Origin of the sequence: Alistipes sp. D31t1_170403_E11, from assembly GCF_015553985.1 — a bacterium.
In the GTDB taxonomy this organism is placed as follows: Bacteria; Bacteroidota; Bacteroidia; order Bacteroidales; family Rikenellaceae; genus Alistipes; species Alistipes montrealensis.
In genome coordinates this window covers 530,915-548,674 of the sequence record NZ_JADNHQ010000001.1, presented here as the reverse complement: position 1 = coordinate 548,674, position 17,760 = coordinate 530,915, and the positions used below count along the sequence as shown (strand labels likewise).

At 59.3% G+C, this 17,760-nt stretch carries 13 protein-coding genes; 4 read left to right on the top strand and 9 right to left on the bottom strand.

Annotation, left to right across the window (positions count from 1 at the left end; genetic code table 11):
* Positions 1-16: 16 nt before the first annotated feature.
* Genes I2E69_RS02135 through I2E69_RS02105 form a run of 7 tightly spaced genes read right to left on the bottom strand, consistent with a single transcriptional unit; the run spans position 17 to position 11,341 of the window.
* Entirely contained in the window at positions 17-781 is a 765-nt protein-coding gene (locus tag I2E69_RS02135; RefSeq protein ID WP_195458498.1) for a glucosamine-6-phosphate deaminase, read from the bottom strand.
* A gap of 29 nt (positions 782-810) precedes the next feature.
* Positions 811-2,592, bottom strand: coding sequence for a polysaccharide lyase family 1 protein (locus I2E69_RS02130; RefSeq protein ID WP_195458497.1), 1,782 nt, complete (start codon positions 2,590-2,592; stop codon positions 811-813).
* Positions 2,593-2,605: 13 nt separating this feature from the next.
* A complete protein-coding gene (locus I2E69_RS02125) occupies positions 2,606-4,612 on the bottom strand; it encodes a DUF5123 domain-containing protein (protein WP_195458496.1) in 2,007 nt (668 codons plus the stop codon).
* 16 nt (positions 4,613-4,628) lie between these two features.
* Positions 4,629-6,572, bottom strand: a complete 1,944-nt coding sequence (locus I2E69_RS02120) for a RagB/SusD family nutrient uptake outer membrane protein (protein WP_195458495.1) — start codon at positions 6,570-6,572, stop codon at positions 4,629-4,631.
* Positions 6,573-6,574: 2 nt separating this feature from the next.
* Positions 6,575-9,763 (bottom strand): SusC/RagA family TonB-linked outer membrane protein, encoded by a 3,189-nt coding sequence (locus I2E69_RS02115; RefSeq protein ID WP_195458494.1) that lies wholly within the window; start codon positions 9,761-9,763, stop codon positions 6,575-6,577.
* Positions 9,764-9,786: 23 nt separating this feature from the next.
* Positions 9,787-10,560: a rhamnogalacturonan acetylesterase gene (locus I2E69_RS02110; RefSeq protein WP_195458493.1), complete on the bottom strand. Its 774-nt coding sequence runs from the start codon at positions 10,558-10,560 to the stop codon at positions 9,787-9,789.
* A gap of 13 nt (positions 10,561-10,573) precedes the next feature.
* Positions 10,574-11,341: a rhamnogalacturonan acetylesterase gene (locus I2E69_RS02105; RefSeq protein WP_195458492.1), complete on the bottom strand. Its 768-nt coding sequence runs from the start codon at positions 11,339-11,341 to the stop codon at positions 10,574-10,576.
* Positions 11,342-11,602: 261 nt separating this feature from the next.
* Between I2E69_RS02105 and I2E69_RS02100 the strand changes: the two genes are divergently transcribed.
* From I2E69_RS02100 to I2E69_RS02085, 4 genes are all read left to right on the top strand, one after another.
* On the top strand, positions 11,603-12,673 hold the full coding sequence (locus I2E69_RS02100) for a LacI family DNA-binding transcriptional regulator (protein WP_195458491.1): 1,071 nt from the start codon (positions 11,603-11,605) through the stop codon (positions 12,671-12,673).
* 124 nt (positions 12,674-12,797) lie between these two features.
* The gene (locus I2E69_RS02095) at positions 12,798-14,384 is read left to right on the top strand and encodes a pectate lyase (RefSeq protein WP_195458490.1); all 1,587 of its coding nucleotides are present in this window, start codon (positions 12,798-12,800) and stop codon (positions 14,382-14,384) included.
* A gap of 5 nt (positions 14,385-14,389) precedes the next feature.
* Complete coding sequence (locus I2E69_RS02090; RefSeq protein WP_195458489.1) at positions 14,390-15,976, top strand: pectate lyase; 1,587 nt, start codon at positions 14,390-14,392, stop codon at positions 15,974-15,976.
* A complete protein-coding gene (locus I2E69_RS02085; RefSeq protein WP_195458488.1) occupies positions 15,973-16,314 on the top strand; it encodes a cupin domain-containing protein in 342 nt (113 codons plus the stop codon). Before I2E69_RS02090 ends, I2E69_RS02085 begins: the two co-directional genes overlap by 4 nt.
* A gap of 92 nt (positions 16,315-16,406) precedes the next feature.
* On the opposite strand, the gene rpsU is transcribed toward I2E69_RS02085, so the two are convergent.
* A complete protein-coding gene (rpsU, locus tag I2E69_RS02080) occupies positions 16,407-16,598 on the bottom strand; it encodes a 30S ribosomal protein S21 (protein WP_010263190.1) in 192 nt (63 codons plus the stop codon).
* Between the two features lie 94 nt (positions 16,599-16,692).
* Positions 16,693-17,754 carry a helix-hairpin-helix domain-containing protein gene (locus tag I2E69_RS02075; RefSeq protein WP_195458487.1) on the bottom strand — a complete coding sequence of 354 codons (1,062 nt, stop codon included), beginning with the start codon at positions 17,752-17,754 and terminating at the stop codon, positions 16,693-16,695.
* Positions 17,755-17,760: the final 6 nt, after the last annotated feature.

The window sequence follows — 17,760 nt, the reverse complement described above, 5'->3', positions numbered from 1 at the left end:
TCTGTACCTTTTTAGGTTACTTGTTTACCAGCGAAGCGCTGTCGCGGTCCACGTAGAGCGTGCAGTCGCGGTGCGTACGCAGGATCGATGCCGGGCACGATGTGACGATCGGGCCGTCGCACGTGCCCTTGATGGCGTTTGCCTTGGCGATGGTGGGCACGATGGCGTAGAGTTTCTTTACGAACAGCAGTTCGGGAATGGTGATCGTGTAAGCATGCGTCGGGACCTCTTCGATGCTCTTGAAACAGCCGTCGTTGACCTGCTGGCGGATACACGTCGGGTCGAGGTCGACGGTCTTGACCGAGAGCGGGTCGTCGAAGAACGCCACGTGGGGATCGTTGAAAGCCAGGTGGCCGTTTTCGCCGATGCCCAGGAATACGATGTCGGCGGGCATCTGCCTGAGCAGTCCGGCGTAACGCTCGCACTCGGCAGCCGGATCGGCGGCCTTCGAGTCGATGTAATTCACCGATTTGAAGTTCTTTTTCGAGAAGATGCGGTCGCGCAGAAACTGCCCGAACGCCTGCGGGGCATGGGGGTCGATGCCGATGTACTCGTCCATGTGGAACGCGTTGATGCGCGACCAGTCGATCTCTTCCAGCAGCAGGTTGGCGAGAAAGTCGTTCTGCGAGGGGGCCGAAGCGAAGATGATGTTCACTTCGGGTTTGGTGTCCAGCAGTGAACGGATGTATGCCGCCACCTCGCGGGCCGCCACCTCGCCCAGTTCGGCGCGGGTTTCAGAAATCGTGACTTTGAGTCGTCCTTTGGTCAATCGGGTTACCATGTCGTTGAATAGTTTAAAAAGTTTGTTGTTTATTTTTCGTTGATGCGTTTTCCGCGGAGCAGTGCCGCGGCACATTCGTGCAGATATATCTCTATATTGGTATAGGTTTCCGAAAGGGTGTAGGCCGCGCCGTCGGCCGCATCCGACAGGTCGAGTCCGCGGGCTTGCTCCCAGGCGTCGGGCATCCCGTCGCCGTCGCTGTCCACGGGGGCTTCGGCGGTTTCGTAGACGGGGTATCCGCCGACCTGCGACGGCGTGTCGATCAGTCCCGCCTTGCTCGGTTCTGCCGAGGCTGTATATCCTGTCGACGTGCCGTCGAGGGCATCGGTCGCAGCCCGCAGGTCCACCTTGTCGCGCGGCCATGCCCCTGCGCTTTCGACGACCGAGAGAAATGCCTCGTCGGCGCGCTGCGTCGCCGTGTGGCCCGTCGTGCCCCCGATGGGGAGTTCCGCAATACGCCCCGGCGGTGAGGGCATTCCCTCGCCTCCGGCGCCCGACCAGACGATTCCGTTGTAGTTGTCCGTTTCGATACGGGACAGTCCCGTGCCTGAACGGGTCATGTAGCGGTTTCCGTCGATATAAATCTCGGGATAGGCTGCCGGGATGCCTGCCGGTGTCAGCGAAGTTGCAGCGTAGGCCGTCAGGAACCGGTTGCGGGCCGGAGAGTGGGGGCCTTCCTTGTAGTAGTTGTTCACCAGGTTGAAGTGCCCTCCTTCGCCGCCGTAGGAGACCTCGCCTCCCCAGCCGTAAACGACGTTGTTGCGGAAATCGACGTTGCCCCGCCATTCCGAAGCCGGATAGGCCTCGGGATAGCTCGATGCGGCGTCGAAGCGCGGGTTGCGGCTGTCGTGACGCGAGATGAGGTTGTGGTGGTACGATGCGTCGCGGCCGCCCCAGATGCCGCCGTAACCGTGCGGCGACTCTTTTTCGTGGGTCGAGAACCGCAGGCTTTCGGTGAGGATGCACCATTGGAGCGTGAAATTGCGGTTGCGGTAGAACGAAGCGCACTCGTCTACGCTCCAGCTCATCGAACAGTGGTCCAGGATCACGCCGTCGCTGCTCTGTCCTTCGCAGGCGTCCTGCGCCGATCCGGTGTCGAATTCGTCCCCGAGGCGGAAGCGCAGGAAGCGGACGATGACGTTTTCGGCATAGGTGATCGCCAGCGGCCAGTTCTTCAGGCAAATCCCGTCGCCCGGGGCGGTCTCGCCCGCAACGGTGATGTCGCATCCCTGCCCGGCGTAACGCCCGTCGTTGCGGATGTAGAGTTTCGCTGCGAGCGGGATGACGCCCGAGACCTTGAACATAATGATTTTGGGGCCGGGCTGCGTCAGCGCCCAGCGCAGCGATCCCTCGGGCGGCGTGGGGTAGGCGTCGAGCAGGTTGGTGACGTAGTAGACTTTGCCGCCGCGGCCTCCCGTGACGTAGCGTCCGCCGCCCTCGGCGCCGGGGAACGCCGGTGTCCGTTCTCCGGCGGCGGGGCGGATTTGCAGCGAGACGACCACCGGGTTCTTCGTACGGTTGCCTTCGCTGTCGCAGGCGTAGACGCCGTATTCGACGGGGGAATGTTCCGGCGTCGGTACGGTGCGTTCGAGTGTGGGGGTGAAATCTCCCTGCAGCGAGGTTGCATAGCTGTAAGGCGGCGTGCCGCCCGTGACGCACAGGTATTCTTCCAGCCGCACGGTCGTCCCTTCGACCGCTTCGAAGGAGGCTTCGTCGTTGCGCGAAGCGCTCAGCGGAGCGCCCTGCCGCTGCCCGCCGTCCGTACAGGCGGCGAGCAGGCAGATGGCGGCTATGAGAGAGGTTCGTTTCATCGTTTTGTATGCTTTATTCCCAGCGGGGATCGCCGAGTGTGGTTCCGGCTGCTTCCTGTGCGGCACGTACCGACTGGTCCTTGATCCGGAACGAGGCTCCGGCCGCCGACGGGTTGGCCATGGGGTTCTGCCACAGGTCGGCGGGCGCGCCGTTGTAGGCGGTCATCCGATCGGCGATGTTGTAGGCGCTCGACCCGAACGTCGGGGTCTGCGCGGCGAAGTGGTAGAAGTTCGCGCAGTCGATCTGCTCCTTGGGAACATACTGCCCCTCGCCGCTTCCGGCAAACTGGAGTATTTTATAGTTCGACCCGCCGAACCAGAGTATCGAGTTGCGCAGCGAGACGGAGCGTTTCGATTGGTTCGCATTTCCCTTGTTGCGGATGTCGACCACCGCGTAGTTTCCGCCGCACGCGATGTTGTAGAGCGTGCAGTTTTCGATGGTGACTTCGAAGGCATAGTCTTCCGGTCCGGAGTTCGCCACCAGTCCGCGGGCACAGTTGGCGAAGGTCGAGTTGCGGAGCAGGAGTTTGCCGAACCGGGGGATACCCGAGGTCGAGGACATCGTGTAGACGATATTCTGCGTCTGTCCCTTGTTGGCGAAGACCAGCGAATTTTCGACTTCGAACGTCCGCAGGATTTGCAGCGAGGCGTTTGCCGCCGTACCCGAAGTGCTGAAGAGCGTCGAATTGCCCGTGGCGCCCGAATTGAGGTCCACGATGCAGTTTTCGATGCGGTAGAGGCCGATGTCGTAATCGGTGTTGGTGATCTGGCACAGGTAGGTCGCGCAGTTGAAGCGGATGTTGCGCAATACGAGGCGATCGAAGGTCCCCGAGCCGCGGAAAGCGGTTCCGGCGTTGACGACGGTCCGCGACGGATCGTCCGAGGTGAGCACCAGGTTGCGCGTTACTACGGGCGCATTTTCGGTGAACGTATATTCTCCTGCCACGAGGTAGACGGTGTCGCGCTGGCGGTCGGGATCGCTGATGATCGCGGCGAGGTCATCGCCCGGACGTGCTACGATCACATCGGATGACGGTGCTGCGGGGGTCGTGAATTCGGACGAGGCGACCGCCTGCCCGTCCTTGGCTTTCAATGTAGCGGTGTATTCCGCGCCGGGTGCGAGGTTCGTCACGGTCATCGAGCCTGCGGTGATGTCGGCCGGAGTGACGGGAACCTGCTGTTCGGGCGTTTCGGAACCTTTGCGCGCGAGGACGATTTCGGAGAGCGTTTCGGGTTCGACGTAATAGAGTTCCCAGCGAATTTCCGCCGAGGCGCTGACGGGGTCGGTCGTGAAGTCGAGATGTGCCGAGGCGTAGAGCGCCGGAACAGGTCCCGGAACGGTGCGGTGCGTGCACGAACCGCGCATCTTCTTCCCGGCGTAGAGTTCCAGCGAGTATTCCGTGTCGGTGAGCACGCCTTCGCTGAATGCGATTTGCTGCGCCGCGGCCTCCTCTTCCGAAACGGGGAAGAGAAGCGGTTCGCCGCCTTCGGTCGGTGTGGCGCGTACCTCGGTGATGGCTTCCGGCTCGGTTTCGCTGTCGCCCCAGGTCATCGTCACGGTGCAGGTTACGGACCACGGCGTAGTGGTGTAAACCATTTCCGAGGTGGCTTTGACGTTCGGTATCTTCGGTTCGGTGAGCGTCCGGGCCGTTGCTACGGCGGAGTATTCCGACGACGAGACGCCCGTTTTGTCCGATAGGCTCTTTACGCGGAAGTAGTAACTCGTAGCTTCTGCAAGTTCTCCGACAGTGTATTTGTTGCCTTCGATGGATTCGATGACGGCGATGTCGCCTGCGAAATCGGCGCTCAGGGCATATTCGAGCCGGAACGAACCGGCCGCGCCGCGCCATGAGACGGTGATGTTTTCGGAATCGTTGGCGATTGCCCTGACTGCTGAGGGGCGGAGCAGGCTGCTCAGCGAAGCATCGTACACCTCGACGGCGGCATCCTGGCAGGCTCCGAGTCCTGTTGCCAGTACGGCCGCGGCGAGTAGTTTCAGGATATGGATAGCGTTTTTCATGGTTGGTCGCACGGTTTTAGTTGTTATAGCCCAGTGAGGCATTGTTCAGGTGGCCCTGGCTGTTCATGATGACCGACGAGGGCAGCGGCATGTCGAGCCTGCGGTCCGGGTCGGTGTGGTACTGTGCTTCGATGTAAGCGTCGGAGAGGTAACCCGACGTGGGCGACGAGGTGATCCACAGCGACGGAGTGGCGGGTGCGGCTTCGGCATTGCCCGAAGGATTCCAGTTGCGCCAGCCCCCGGCTTTCATCCAGGCATCGAGTGCCGCCTGGTCGGTGACCTGCTGTCCTTCGGTTCCGGGCGCCGTTTCGCCGCGGTTGAGTCCGTACCAGACGATTTCGCGCTCTCCGGCGGCGTTGCTCTTGTATTTCCAGAAGACGTAAGCCGGAACGTCGGCATAGTTGCCCGAGAGTGTCCTGAGGTCGTACATGTCCTGCTTTACCTGGTCCATGTTGGCCTTCAGCAGGTTCCAGCGGATGAGGTCCTGTTTGCGGATCATCTCGCCGACGAATTCGAGGCGCCGCTCCGTCTGAATGGCTTTCAGGAAGTCGGCTTCCGAGCCGGAGACCGAGGCGACGTATTCGGCCTGCGACGTGCCGAAAGCGCGCTCGCGGATACGCTGGAGCGCCTGTTTCGCGTCGTCGGTCGGACCGCCGTTGAGGCGGTTGTCGGCTTCGGCGAACATCAGCAGTACATCGGCATAGCGCAGCACGATGGGCGTGATGCCGTCGTTGGCGTTTGCCGAGAATTTGGCCATCGACGGGTCTTTCCACTCGGCGCGCAGCTTGCCGCCGGTCATCATGCTCGGGCGCGTCAGTTCCTGTACGCCGTCGGCCCAGCGGAATGCTACGACCGAGATGTCGCGTCGCTTGTCCTTTACGTCGAAATCGTAATAGAGCGTGGGCACGACGCCCATCGTGCCGCCCATGTAGACGCTGGTATAGGGGTCGCTGTCGGACGAGATGGTCCCGCTGCCGCCCGGGCCGCGGTGGTAAACGCCCGCCGCAACCATCCAGTTGCCGCGCGAATTGTATTTGAAGGGCAGTTCCCAGAGGGGTTCGCCTCCGGCCGAGACTTTCACGGCGCAGTTGTCCTTGAATATCTTGGCGAAGTCGTTTTCGAGGATGAATCCGCTGCCTTCGTGCTGCATGATTTCGCGGCACTCGTCGCGGGCGATGGTGTAGGTCTTCTCGACCGTAAGTTCGGGGTCGGCGCTCAGTTGCGCGGTGTTCAGTTCGCCGTAGAGGTGGTAGGCGTAGCCGCCTGCCGTGAGGGCGATGCGGGCGCGCAATGCCTTGGCGGCGGCGCGGTTGGGACGCAATACCGTGCTCGTGACGCCCTGACCGGGCCACGGCATCAGCCGCGCGGATTCCTCCAGGTCGGTGAGCAATTGTTTCCAGATCACGTCGCGGTCGGCGCGCCCGGCATACAGGTTTGTGTTGGAGAGCGCGTCGAAGCGGGCCGGGATGTTGCCCCAGATACCCACCAGTTCGTAGTAAATCCAGGCGCGCAGGAAGAGCGCCTCGCCCAGCAGGTAAGCCAGGTCGGCATTGTGTTCCGTGTTGCCGTAGGTGCGCAGTCCCTCGATACAGTTGTTGGCCCGCTCGATAGCGATCATGGCGTAGGAGAAAGCGTCGCCGAAATAGTTGTCCGTCTCGCTGTATTTGTAGACGGCATAGGCGGAATGGCTGTCGTTTTGGGCGGGCGTGACGCCCGACGTGGAACTGAGATGCCGTTCGCTGTCGTTGTTATACCCGTGATAAGCCCACAGACGGCCGTTGAACGAGTTGTAGTTGATCGACTCGTAGATACCCATCACGGCTCCCGTGGCGAGCGTGGGATCGGAGAAGATCGCCTCGCCTGTGAACGACGACTCGGTCTCTGCCTCCAGAAAGTCGTTCAGGCAGGAACTCAGGCAGACCGCCGCGGCGAAGAGTATGATTGTTTTCAGCGTTTTCATCTTTAGAAGGTAAGGTTAAGTCCGACAATGAAGCCCCGGGTCTTGGGATAGGGCGAATAGTCTACGCCGGGCGTAAGGGGCGTGGAGCGCCGGGTGTCTACTTCGGGGTCGAAGCCCGAGTAGCCGGTCCAGCAGAAGAGGTTCGTCCCCGTGACGTAGATGCGCAACTGGCTCAGTCGCATTTTGCGCAGCAGTGCGTCGGGCAGCGAGTAGCCGATCGTAGCTGAGTTGAGACGCAGGAACGAACCGTCCTCGACGATGTAGGAGCTGACGTAGCGATAAGCGCTCATGGGGGTCCACATCGAAGTGCCGCGGTTGATTTCGTCCAGCAGAGCCGGGTCGGTGATGCGCTGTCCTGCGGCGTCGATGCTCTGCCAGCGGTTGCGGGAATCCATCGTCGTGAGCAGGTTCTGGTAGCGGTAGCCTGCCGTCGAGGTATACTCGGCTTTGTTGACGTTGAGGATCTTGTTGCCCAGCGTATAGGTGAAGTTGGCGTTGAAGTCGAATCCCTTGATGCGTCCCGCCAGCGAGAAACCGCCGGTAGCCTTGGGCAGCGTGCAGCCCAGCACCGTGCGGTCGGTTCCGGCCGAAATGGCGTCGGGGTCGCCTCCCAGGTCGCGGAACCGCACGGCGCCCGGACCCCAGCCGTTGCCGGCGATGTGGGAATTGTCCAGCACGCCTTCGTTGGCCTGCCACGAGGAACCGGTCCATGTAAAGTCGGAAGCCGGGTAACGGCCGTCGGAGACATATCCCCAGATCTGTCCCAGCGATTGGCCCGGCATCACTACGAAGTCGTAGTCGATCTGTGTCGAGGCCCACGAAGAGTAGGCTTCGATGCGGTCCAGTCCGCCCAGGTCGAGCACCTTGTTGCGGTTCATGGCGATGTTGAACGAGAATTGCAGCGAATAGTCGCGTTTGTCGACCAGCACGGCGTTCAGCGCCAGTTCGAGACCTTTGTTCTGCGTGTTGCCCATGTTGCGGTACTGGTGCGTGTAGCCCGCGCCCTTGATGGGGAAGAGGATCAACTGGTCGTGCGTGGTGTTCAGGTAGAGGTCCAGGTTACCGCTCAGGCGGTTGTTGAAGAACCCGAAATCGAGTCCCACGTTCCGGGATACGGTGGTTTCCCACACCAGGTCGGGATTGGTCATGTACTTGCCCTGCGACCAGTAGGAGACCGATGTTTCGAAGGGCAGCAACTGTGTGTTGTCGGACGTATATTCGGCAAGGGTCTGGCCGCCGGGAATGTTGTCGTTGCCCGCCAGTCCGATGCTGGCGCGCAGCTTCAGTTGCGAAAGCCACTCGGCGTCCTTGAGGAACGACTCTTCGGAGATGCGCCAGGCAACGGCTCCCGAGGGGAAATAACCCCAGGGCTCGCTCTTCTGGAACTTGCTCGATCCGTCGGCGCGCAGCGTGCCGGTTACCAGGTAGCGGTCGTCGTAGGAGTAGTTGATACGCGTGAAGAACGAGAACAGGTTGTCGGGCGTTGCATAGAAGTTATTGGTCGATACGGCCGTGCCTTCGGTCGTGAAGCGAAACGCCTGCCGCGACGAGAAGGTGACGGGGAATCCGTCGATGTCGGTGGTCAGCGTCCGCGATTTGGTCGTGTTCAGTTCCTGTCCGACGAGCACGCTGAGCCGGTGTTTCTTCGGCAGCAGGTCCTTGAAGTCGTAGCTGAGTGTATTGTAGTTGGAGATGCGGCGCGAATCGGTATTCGTCAGTTCGATGGCCGGATGGTCCTTAACCACGGAGTTCATGCGCGCATAGTAGGTCGTGATGCCGAAAAACCGCTGGTTCTCGTTCCAGTTGAATTCGAAGTTGAGGTTCGAGCGGAAAACCAGGTTTTTGGCAATGGTCCAGCTAAAACCGCCCGAGAGCGCCAGGTTGCGCCGTTTTTGGATGCGGTCGTTGTCGCGGATATATTCCGTCGGGGTGAACAGGCCGCTGTTCTTGTAGAATTCGTCGTCGTCGAAACCCTCCATCGAGAGCCCTTTGAGCGGGATCGGCGAATACTGCATGACATAACGCATGCGCGGGTCGCTGCTGCGTCCGCCGCTCTGCTCGTTGGCGCCCGATCCTGAGATTTTCGTGTCTGAAAAGCGGGTCTGGAAGTCGAGCGTGACTTTGCGCGAGGGCTTGTGCTGGAATTTGAAGGTGAAATTGTCGCGTACGAAGTCCGAGGTGATCATCACCGCGTCGTCCATCTGGCGGGTATAGCTGGCCGAGTAGGTCATCTTGTCGCCTTTGCCCGTGAGGGCCACGTTGTAGTTCTGCGTGGTGGCCGAGCGCCCGAAGACGATCTTCTTCCAGTCGTTGCCCGCATAGTTCTTATAGAGGTGCATGTCTTCGTAGACACCGAAATAGGGCTCGTACATCGAACCGACGGCGTTCCGGTAGACCGATTGCTCGTACTGCCAGAGGGCGTACTCGTACGGATCGAGCATGTCGGGCATCGGGGTCACGTATTTCAGTCCCGCATAGGCGTTGAACGACACCTTGACGCCGTTCTGGTGGGCGCTTTTGGTCGTGATCATGATTACGCCGTTGGCGCCGCGCGAGCCGTAGATGGCTGTCGAAGAGGCGTCTTTCAGTACGTCGATCGACTGAATGTCCGAGGGCGAGATGTCGGAGATCGACGAGACGGGGAAGCCGTCCACGATGTAGAGCGGCGAACTGCTTTGGGTGATGGAGTTACGCCCGCGGACATACATCGACACCTCGGCGTCCGGGGCTCCGTCGGTGGTGAGCACCTGTACGCCGGCCAGTTTACCCGAAATGGCCTCAGCGATGTTGTTGACGGGAGTGCGGACGATGTCCTCGGCCGAAACCGACGAAACGGCCCCGGTGAGGTCGGCGCGGCGCACGGTTCCGTAGCCGATCACGACTACTTCGTTGATGGACGTATTCATTTCTTCGAGCCGTACGTCGATTTTCGTGCGGCCTGCGACGGGCACTTCGAGTTTCTTCATCCCGACGTAGGTGAAGACGAGCGTATCCCTGCGCAGGTCCACGCCCTGCAAAGCGTACTCGCCTCGGGCTCCGGTCGTCGTAGCTGTGGTTTTGCCTTTGAGGGCCGCCACGGCGCCGAGCAGCGGTTCGCCGTTGATGTCGGTCACGACGCCCGTCAACTGCTGGGCCGCCGCTGGTAGAAGGGCGGACAGCAGGCAGCACAGGGTCAGGTAAAATTTGGTCATAGCGGTTTCAGGTTGGGGGTTGGTTATCGGTTGGGGGTTGGGTTCACGTATTTGCCCAGCGGGTTGTGCGAGGCGGCGCAGGCTTCGACGAAGAGCGTTGCGAACTCCTCGGCTCCGCGGACGCAGAGATGCGTATCGTCGGCATTGCCGTCGGGAAAGCGTTCGGCGACGTTGGGTTCGACGTAGAGATAGAGTTTTTTGGACTCCTCGGGACCGTATTTCTGGACGAGTTCGCCCGTCAGGCGGTTCATGTCCACCAGCGGAACGTTCAGTTCGGCAGCCACTTCGGCGGCGGCCGGAACGTAACGTCCGTGGGAATCGCGCAGCGTGCCGTCCCTGTTGAACTGCCGCCGTACGACGGAGGTTGCAAGGATCGGGGTCGCGCCTTTTTCACGGGCTTCGCTGACGAAACGGCGCAGGTTTTCCTTAAAGCTTGTTTCGGGGTCGGTGTAACGTTTCGGGTCGCTTTTCTTGGCGTCGTTGTGCCCGAACTGGATCAGCAGCAGGTCGCCCGGGGCGATGCGGTCGAGAACCTTCTGCCACCGGCCTTCGTCGATAAAACTCTTGGTGCTGCGGCCCGAAACGGCGCAGTTGCGCACGACGAGTTGCGAAGGATCGAAGAATCGTTGCAGGGGTTCGGCCCAGCCGCGGCCCGGATCGCCCGGGTCTTCGTCGCACTTGGTATTTTCGGCCATCGTCGAGTCGCCGATGGTGTAGAGCGTCGCCGGGCCTTCGGCCAGGACCTTCACTGCCGGGAGCAGCAGCAATGCACAGAGGAAAAGTTTTAGAGTTTTCATAGTTGTATACGGTTTATTTCTGCAGGTAGGCGGCAAGCGGATGCCGTGTTTCGGTAAGTTCGGCGCTGAAAAGCCGGGCCACCTCGTAGGCCCCGTCGTAGTTCCAGTGCGAATTGTCGGCGTTGCCCTCGGGGAAACGTTCGGTAATGCCCGGTTCGATATGGTTGAAATAGCGCTTCGAACCTTCGACGCCGGCCTGTTCGACCAGCTCCCACGTAGCCGTTTTGAGGTCTATGACCGGAACGTTGCATTCGGCTCCGACGGCCTCGACAGCCGTGATGTAGGGGCCGTAAGTGTCGATCAGTTTTCCCTCCTTGTCGAAGCGGCGGCGTACGACCGACGTTGCCAGCAGGGGCCGGGCGCCTTTTTCGCGGGCCTCGCGGATAAAGCGGCGGAAATTGTCGCGGAACGAGGCCTCGGCGTCGGTATGGCGCTTGGGATCGGTTTTCTGGTCATTGCCGCCGAACTGGATCAGCAGCCAGTCGCCCGGCATCAGTTGTGCGAGCACTTTGTCCCAAAGCCCTTCGTCGATAAAACTTTTCGAACTGCGGCCCGAGCGGGCGCAGTTATGGATTTCGAGGCGTGTCGTGTCGAATACCCGTTTGAGTGCGTCGCCCCAGCCGTAACCCCGGTCGTAGGCCGGATCATAAGGCCTGTTATTATAGGACATGGTCGAGTCGCCGATGGTGAACAGCCGCATTCGTTGTTGGGCGCGGGATGCGCCTGCGGAAAATAGCAGGGCTGCGGCGAAGAGAATTCCGAAATATCGGGAGGTTTTCATAGAACTGAAGTTTCTTTCGGTTTATTTTCGTTAACGTACACGGTTTTTATTCTGGAGTTTAATTGTGGTGTAAATTGTTGGTTGTAAATATGTTGATCTTTTGGTGGTCGGGCGTAAAAGGCTTTTTGGAATATTTTAACGTTTACAAATCTATAATTTATTCAGTCCAGATGCAAATTTTTCGTAAAAAAAATGATATATTTACACTCGTTAAACTCAAAGAATCTACTTTTTCAACCCAAATCTATCAGGTTGTCGGCTATGATTGAATCGGATAAAACAGCAACGATGGAGCAGGTCGCGCAGGCGGCCGGAGTGTCGATCGGTACGGTGGACCGCGTGTTGCACAACCGCGAGGGCGTCTCGGAAAAAACCCGGGAGAAGGTCTTCAAAGTAATTAACGAAATAGGCTATAAACCAAATATATACGCTTCTATCCTGTCGCGCAGGAAAGAGTTCACTATCGTTGCCATCATCCCTTATTTCCAGACCGGCGAGTATTGGGAACTGGTCTATAATGGGATAACCAGGGCCGTAAAACAGTCGCAGGGGCTCAATATCGACCTGAAGATTTTCTACTACAACCAGTTCGAGTTGGAGTCGTTTCGCGGGGCTTGCCGCAATACGATCGGCGTGCAGCCCGACGCCCTTTTCATTGCACCTATTTATAAGGAAGAGACCATCCGTCTGGTGCATCAGTTGACATCGTTATCGATTCCGGTCGCATATATCGACACGAAGCCGGAAAATACCGACTACCTCGCTTATTTCGGCATGCCGCTTTTCGAGAGCGGCTATTTGGCCGCAGACCTGCTTGTGGGTAATGATTCGGCCGTAAAAGAGGTTGTCAGCTTCAATATCGACCGCGGAGAGGCGCCTCCCAACGATTCGACGCTCAACCGCCATCGGGGGTTTCTGGCCTATTTGAAAGACAACAATCCCGGCTGCACACTCACCGACTGTTCGATGTCGCCCTTTGATTTCCTCTATAACATGCGGTTGTTCGATGCTTTTTTCGAGGAACACCCCGATGTAAAGCATATCATCACGTTTAATTCGCGTGCGCATTTGATTTCGGACTGGATGGAAATTCGTGGAATCCGGGACAAAAAGTTGCTGGGCTTCGATATGCTTCAGGCAAATATACGGGCTCTGAAGAATGGTACGATCTCTGTGCTTATCGCAGAGCGTACAGATACAGAGGCGTTTAAAGCTGTAAAGTCATTGATCGACTTTCTGGTGTTGCGGCAGCGTCCGCGTCGCCGCGACAATTTCAGCACGATCGATATCCTGACACGCTATAATGTCGATTTCTACCTCGCCGAAGAGTAAAAAAAAGTTGTTCCGGTCCGAATTTTTTGGAAACCGGATTTATTATCGTATTTTTGTTTTTTCGTTCCGTTAACGTTAACGAAGACGCGAAAGGCCTGAAACTACCTGAAAAACCGATAAAAATATGAAAAAACTGTTTCTGTTCCTGCTGCTTACCGTTCCGGTTGTTTCGATGGCCGGTATTTCGTGGCGGCACGTGGAAGATACCGGTCCGCAGGCTGTCGGGCGGACTTCGTCGCATTCCCGGACGGACTCCCCGGCTGTTTGCGTGCCTGGCGTTCCGGCTGCGGAATCTCCGCAGCCGGCCGTGTCGCTTCCGGCTTTTCCCGGTGCGGAGGGCGGCGGCATGTATACCACGGGCGGCCGCGGCGGTCGCGTGCTCTATGTAACGCGCCTGGATGACGACGACCAGGAGGGATCGCTGCGCTGGGCCGTGACCCGCAAATATCCCCGGACGATTCTGTTCAGGGTCTCCGGTGTCATCCGTCTCCAGAAGCGATTGAATATCACGGGTAACGATGTGACGATTGCCGGGCAGAGCGCTCCCGGCGATGGAATCTGCATCGCGGGTTTCGGTGTGGCCGTGCGGGCCGACAATGTTATCCTGCGTTACCTGCGTTTCCGTATGGGTGATGAAATGGGGGTTGCTGCGCACGACGAAGATGCCCTCGGCGGCCGTTACCACCGCAATATCCTCATCGACCATTGTTCGATCAGCTGGAGTACCGACGAATGTGCCTCCTTTTATGCCAACGAAAACTTCACGATGCAGTGGTGCATCCTCTCCGAGAGCTTGCGCCGCTCGCTGCACGCCAAGGGCAGTCACGGCTACGGCGGTATCTGGGGCGGAAAGAACGCCTCGTTCCACCATAATCTCCTCGCTTCGCACGACAGCCGCAATCCGCGTTTCGACCATCCGCTGTTGTACCTGCCCAACGTAGCGTTGGACGATTTCCGCGGCGTGGTGGATTTCCGGAATAACGTCGTCTACAACTGGGGCTCCAACAATACCTACGGCGGCGAAGGCGGGCGTTTCAACATGGTAGGCAACTATTACAAGCCTGGTCCGGCGACCCCGGCTAAGGGTCCGGCGGCATTTATCACCGCTTACGGACGTACGCCGGACCTTCATAACAAGGAGGGACAAGTCTATTACGAATCGGCTTATCCCACGCTCTACATGTCCGGGAATGTCATGGAGGGCAACCGCGAGATCACGCGGTCGAACTATGACGGGGTTCGTTATGCGAAGACCGGCGGCGAGAAGGGAGCGTTGCTGGATGAACCGATGCCCGTCAATGGCCTCGGCGAAGGCCATACCACGACGCATGACGCGCAGCGTGCCTATACGCTCGTGCTGGCGTGGGCCGGAGCTTCGCATGTGAGGGACGCCGTAGACGAACGCATTGTCCGCGACGTGCGTACCGGAACGGCTGCCGTGACGGACGGCGGCAACGGCAGTACGGGCGGCTTCGTCGATACGCAGCGTGCCGTCGGCGGCTGGCCCGAGTACCGGCAGTCGTCCGTCCCGGAAGACAGCGACGGCGACGGTATTCCCGATGCCTGGGAGCAGCAGCACGGACTCGATCCAGCCGATCCTGCGGATGCTGCGAAAATTGACTCCGAAAGCGGCTATACCTGGCTCGAATGTTACCTGAACAGCCTGGTCGAAACGATTACCAATGCACAGAACAACCAAGCAAAACTCTGAACCGAATGAAACGTATTCTATTGTCGATCCTATTATCGGCCGGACTGTCGGCTGTTGTCGCTGCGCCGAAAAACGACTCCGGAAAGGTGCTTCCGGCTATGAAAAAAGCCACCCGATTCATGTACGACCGTGTGAGTACCGACGGCGGGTTCGTCTGGAACTACACTACGGACCTTTCGCGCCGCTGGGGCGAACTGGAGGCTTATCCCACCATGGTCTGGGTCGAGAAGGGCACGCCTGAAGTGGGGCAGTTGATGATCGACGCCTATCACGCCACGGGCGATGAATACTACTATGATATGGCAGTGCGTTCGGCCCGCATCCTTATCCGGGGGCAGCTTCCCTGCGGAGGCTGGAACTACAAGTTCGATCTGGCCGGGGCGGCCTCCGAGCGGCGGTGGTTCGAGACCATCGGCCGCAATGCGTGGGGCATGGGCGAGCATGGCCATTATTACGGCAATGCCACCTTCGATGACGACGTGACGGCTTCGGCGCTTAATTTCCTGATGCGTATCTACCTCGAAAAGTACGACCCGCAGTTCAAGCCGGCCCTCGACAAGGCTATCGGGATGATCTTCGAAAGCCAGTATCCCGTCGGGGGATGGCCCCAGCGCTGGCCGTTGATGGACGACCACCCCGATGCTGACGGCACGCCCGACTATTCGGCCTGCATCACGTTTAACGACGACGTAATTCCCAATAACATCGAGATTCTGATGCACGTGGCCTATGTGATGGGCGATGCCCGGGCCACGGAGCCGCTGATCCGCGCCATGAACTGCGTGCGGACCCTTCAGCAGGGAACCCCCGCGGCGGGCTGGGCCGATCAGTACTACCTCGACCTCACGCCTGCCAAGGCGCGCGACTTCGAGCCGGCGGCGGTCTCCACCGTCCGCACCCGCGACTGCATCCGCCTGCTGATGGATTTCTACCGCCTGACCGGCGATCGTAAATTCCTCGACGGCATTCCCGCGGCGTTTGATTTCCTGCGTGCCGCGGCGCTCGACGAGGCTTCGGCGGCCGATCTGGGCCGCAAGCCGGGGAAGGGACGCCTGCTCTGTCCGCGTTTCGTCAAGCCCGGGACGCTTACGCCGCTGTACATGCACCGCAAAGGGTTACACGTGGATAACGGAACTTACTATATCGACCAGAATCCGCACAACGTCATCGGTCATTACGCCGCGCTCGTCGTAATCAATATCGACGATCTCCAGCGGCAGTACGATGCGCTTTGCGCACTTCCCGTCGCCGAAGCCACCAAAGACTCCCCGCTGCTGGGCAACGGCCGTCTGGAACTGCCGCGCTACCATACCCCGGCCATTGCCGCCGCCGACGTGGCGCGCGTGGGCGACATCCTCTCCTCGCTCGACGGCGAGGGCCGTTGGATCGGACCGCTGAACTGGGTGCTGGTCCCCTATATCGGACCGGGGCATGCCGACGATCCGGTTCCCGATACCTACGAGCAGACCCTCGGCGATCCGCACAACACGGCTTCGCTGGTCGCCGAACCGGTGGAAGGCGTCTGCCTGAAGACTTATATCGATAACATGGCGACGCTGATCGCATCGCTCGCAAATAACCAAGACCGATGAAAACCCGAAGCAACACCTTTATTCCCGAAAGCGAAACGGCGTGGGAATCCTGCGGCGAAGGACTCCGCCGCCAGATTATGGGCTACGATCCGCACCTTATGGTGGTGAAAGTGGCTTTTGAAAAAGGCGCCGTCGGTGCGCGGCACACGCATTACCACTCCCAGGCTACCTATGTCGTGAGCGGGCGTTTCGAAGCCTGCGTCGGAGAGGACCGGCGGCTGCTCGGTCCCGGCGACGGATATTATGTCGCCCCGGACGAGCCGCATGAACTGCTTTGTCTCGAAGCCGGGACGATCCTCGACATCTTTTCGCCCCTGCGGGCCGATTTTTTGAAGTAAGGCCTTCCCGATTCCCGGTGTCGGGATATGCTGCCGCAAAGAAAAACGGACGACTCAGAAAAGAGTCGTCCGTTTTCGGAAGCCCGTAGGGCCTATTCCTCGTCGCGGTACATGTGTTCCACGTATACGGCGTGCTGCATCGCCTCGCGCTTCGCAATCGAAGGCTTGGTGAAGTACTGGCGGCGGCGGAGCTCCTTCAGGACGCCCGTGCGCTCGTATTTACGTTTGAACTTCTTCAGGGCGCGCTCGATGTTTTCGCCCTCTTTTACCGGCATGATAATCATAATATTCTTTGTTTTTTATTGTTTTAAATTCGTTTTTTCGTCTGAAAACTGCGGGGTGTACATCCTGGATGCATCTTCCCCGAAAATGGTCGTTTTACTCGTCGGCAGGTCCGCTGTCTGACCCGAATTGCAGGTACGGAGCCAGCCGTGCTGCCTCCCCGCGGGTCAATATGTTCTGTTCTACTAATTCTTTAGCGGTACTCCAACCTCCTTTCAACTGTCTTGCTTTCAGCAATTTTCGTAATGCCTGCGGTGCTATATAGGGGTGTCTCCCCAACACTTTCGGGCTTGCAAAGTTAATATCAATTTTCCGAATTTTGCAACTATCGCAGTAAATTTGTTTCAAAATTCTTTCGTAATTGCGTTCCCTGACTCCCGGAACCTCTGCGAGTTGCTCCGCGCGGACGAATCCGCCGAGCCGTTCGCGGTAGTGCATGATCGCCACCACGGTTTTGGGTCCGATGCCCGTAACCGACCGCAGCGCCGCCGAATCGGCCGTGTTCAGTTCGATAGGCTGTTCGACCGGGGAGACCTTCCGTTCGGGGAAGATGACGTAAGGTTCCAGCGCCGTGGCCACGGAATCGCTCACGACATAGCATTCACGCAGGTCCTCCATGTCGTAAATACCGCTCAGGTCCCGCCAGCGGATGAACACGTCGGCCTGTCGTTTCGACAGGGCTCCGATGGCCCGCAGGTAACGGGCGCTCACGGTGTCGATGCGGAACGGACGGGGAGCCAGCGGCTCGGGGAGGATGCGTTCGGTGCGGTATTCGTGGGGCGCAATGGCATATTTGCGGCCGATGCGGATCCACGGTTCGAGTTTCCGGTAGAGCGAGTCGCTGATGCCGTAGCAGAGCGTCAGGTCTTCGGGAATGCGGAATACCTTCCCCGCTGCGCGGTATTTCAGCAGGCTTACCGCTTCGTGTTTGGTCAGCCCCAGCCGGCGCAGTTCGTCGAGCGAGGCTGTGTTGGGGTCGAAGTGCGTCATTACGACGCTGTCTGCGGGCATTGCCTCTTCCATCTCCGCTTCGGCGAGGCGTGCCGCAGCCGGATCGGCCGCCGGGCGCACGAGTTGCAGGGCTGCGATCAGCAGCCCTGCCAGCGGCAGGAATACCGCTATCGCGCGTATTTCGCGGTTGGAAAAGAGGTTTGCCATTTTAAC

What these genes read in the sequence shown, in the direction of transcription:
- I2E69_RS02095 (WP_195458490.1), top strand. Translation starts at nt 12,798, where the DNA reads ATGAAAAAACTGTTTCTGTTCCTGCTGCTTACCGTTCCGGTTGTTTCG.
- I2E69_RS02075 (WP_195458487.1), bottom strand. Translation starts at nt 17,754, where the DNA reads ATGGCAAACCTCTTTTCCAACCGCGAAATACGCGCGATAGCGGTATTC.
- I2E69_RS02125 (WP_195458496.1), bottom strand. Translation starts at nt 4,612, where the DNA reads ATGAAAAACGCTATCCATATCCTGAAACTACTCGCCGCGGCCGTACTG.
- I2E69_RS02100 (WP_195458491.1), top strand. Translation starts at nt 11,603, where the DNA reads ATGATTGAATCGGATAAAACAGCAACGATGGAGCAGGTCGCGCAGGCG.
- I2E69_RS02120 (WP_195458495.1), bottom strand. Translation starts at nt 6,572, where the DNA reads ATGAAAACGCTGAAAACAATCATACTCTTCGCCGCGGCGGTCTGCCTG.
- I2E69_RS02085 (WP_195458488.1), top strand. Translation starts at nt 15,973, where the DNA reads ATGAAAACCCGAAGCAACACCTTTATTCCCGAAAGCGAAACGGCGTGG.
- I2E69_RS02130 (WP_195458497.1), bottom strand. Translation starts at nt 2,592, where the DNA reads ATGAAACGAACCTCTCTCATAGCCGCCATCTGCCTGCTCGCCGCCTGT.
- I2E69_RS02110 (WP_195458493.1), bottom strand. Translation starts at nt 10,560, where the DNA reads ATGAAAACTCTAAAACTTTTCCTCTGTGCATTGCTGCTGCTCCCGGCA.
- I2E69_RS02090 (WP_195458489.1), top strand. Translation starts at nt 14,390, where the DNA reads ATGAAACGTATTCTATTGTCGATCCTATTATCGGCCGGACTGTCGGCT.
- I2E69_RS02115 (WP_195458494.1), bottom strand. Translation starts at nt 9,763, where the DNA reads ATGACCAAATTTTACCTGACCCTGTGCTGCCTGCTGTCCGCCCTTCTA.
- I2E69_RS02135 (WP_195458498.1), bottom strand. Translation starts at nt 781, where the DNA reads ATGGTAACCCGATTGACCAAAGGACGACTCAAAGTCACGATTTCTGAA.
- rpsU (WP_010263190.1), bottom strand. Translation starts at nt 16,598, where the DNA reads ATGATTATCATGCCGGTAAAAGAGGGCGAAAACATCGAGCGCGCCCTG.
- I2E69_RS02105 (WP_195458492.1), bottom strand. Translation starts at nt 11,341, where the DNA reads ATGAAAACCTCCCGATATTTCGGAATTCTCTTCGCCGCAGCCCTGCTA.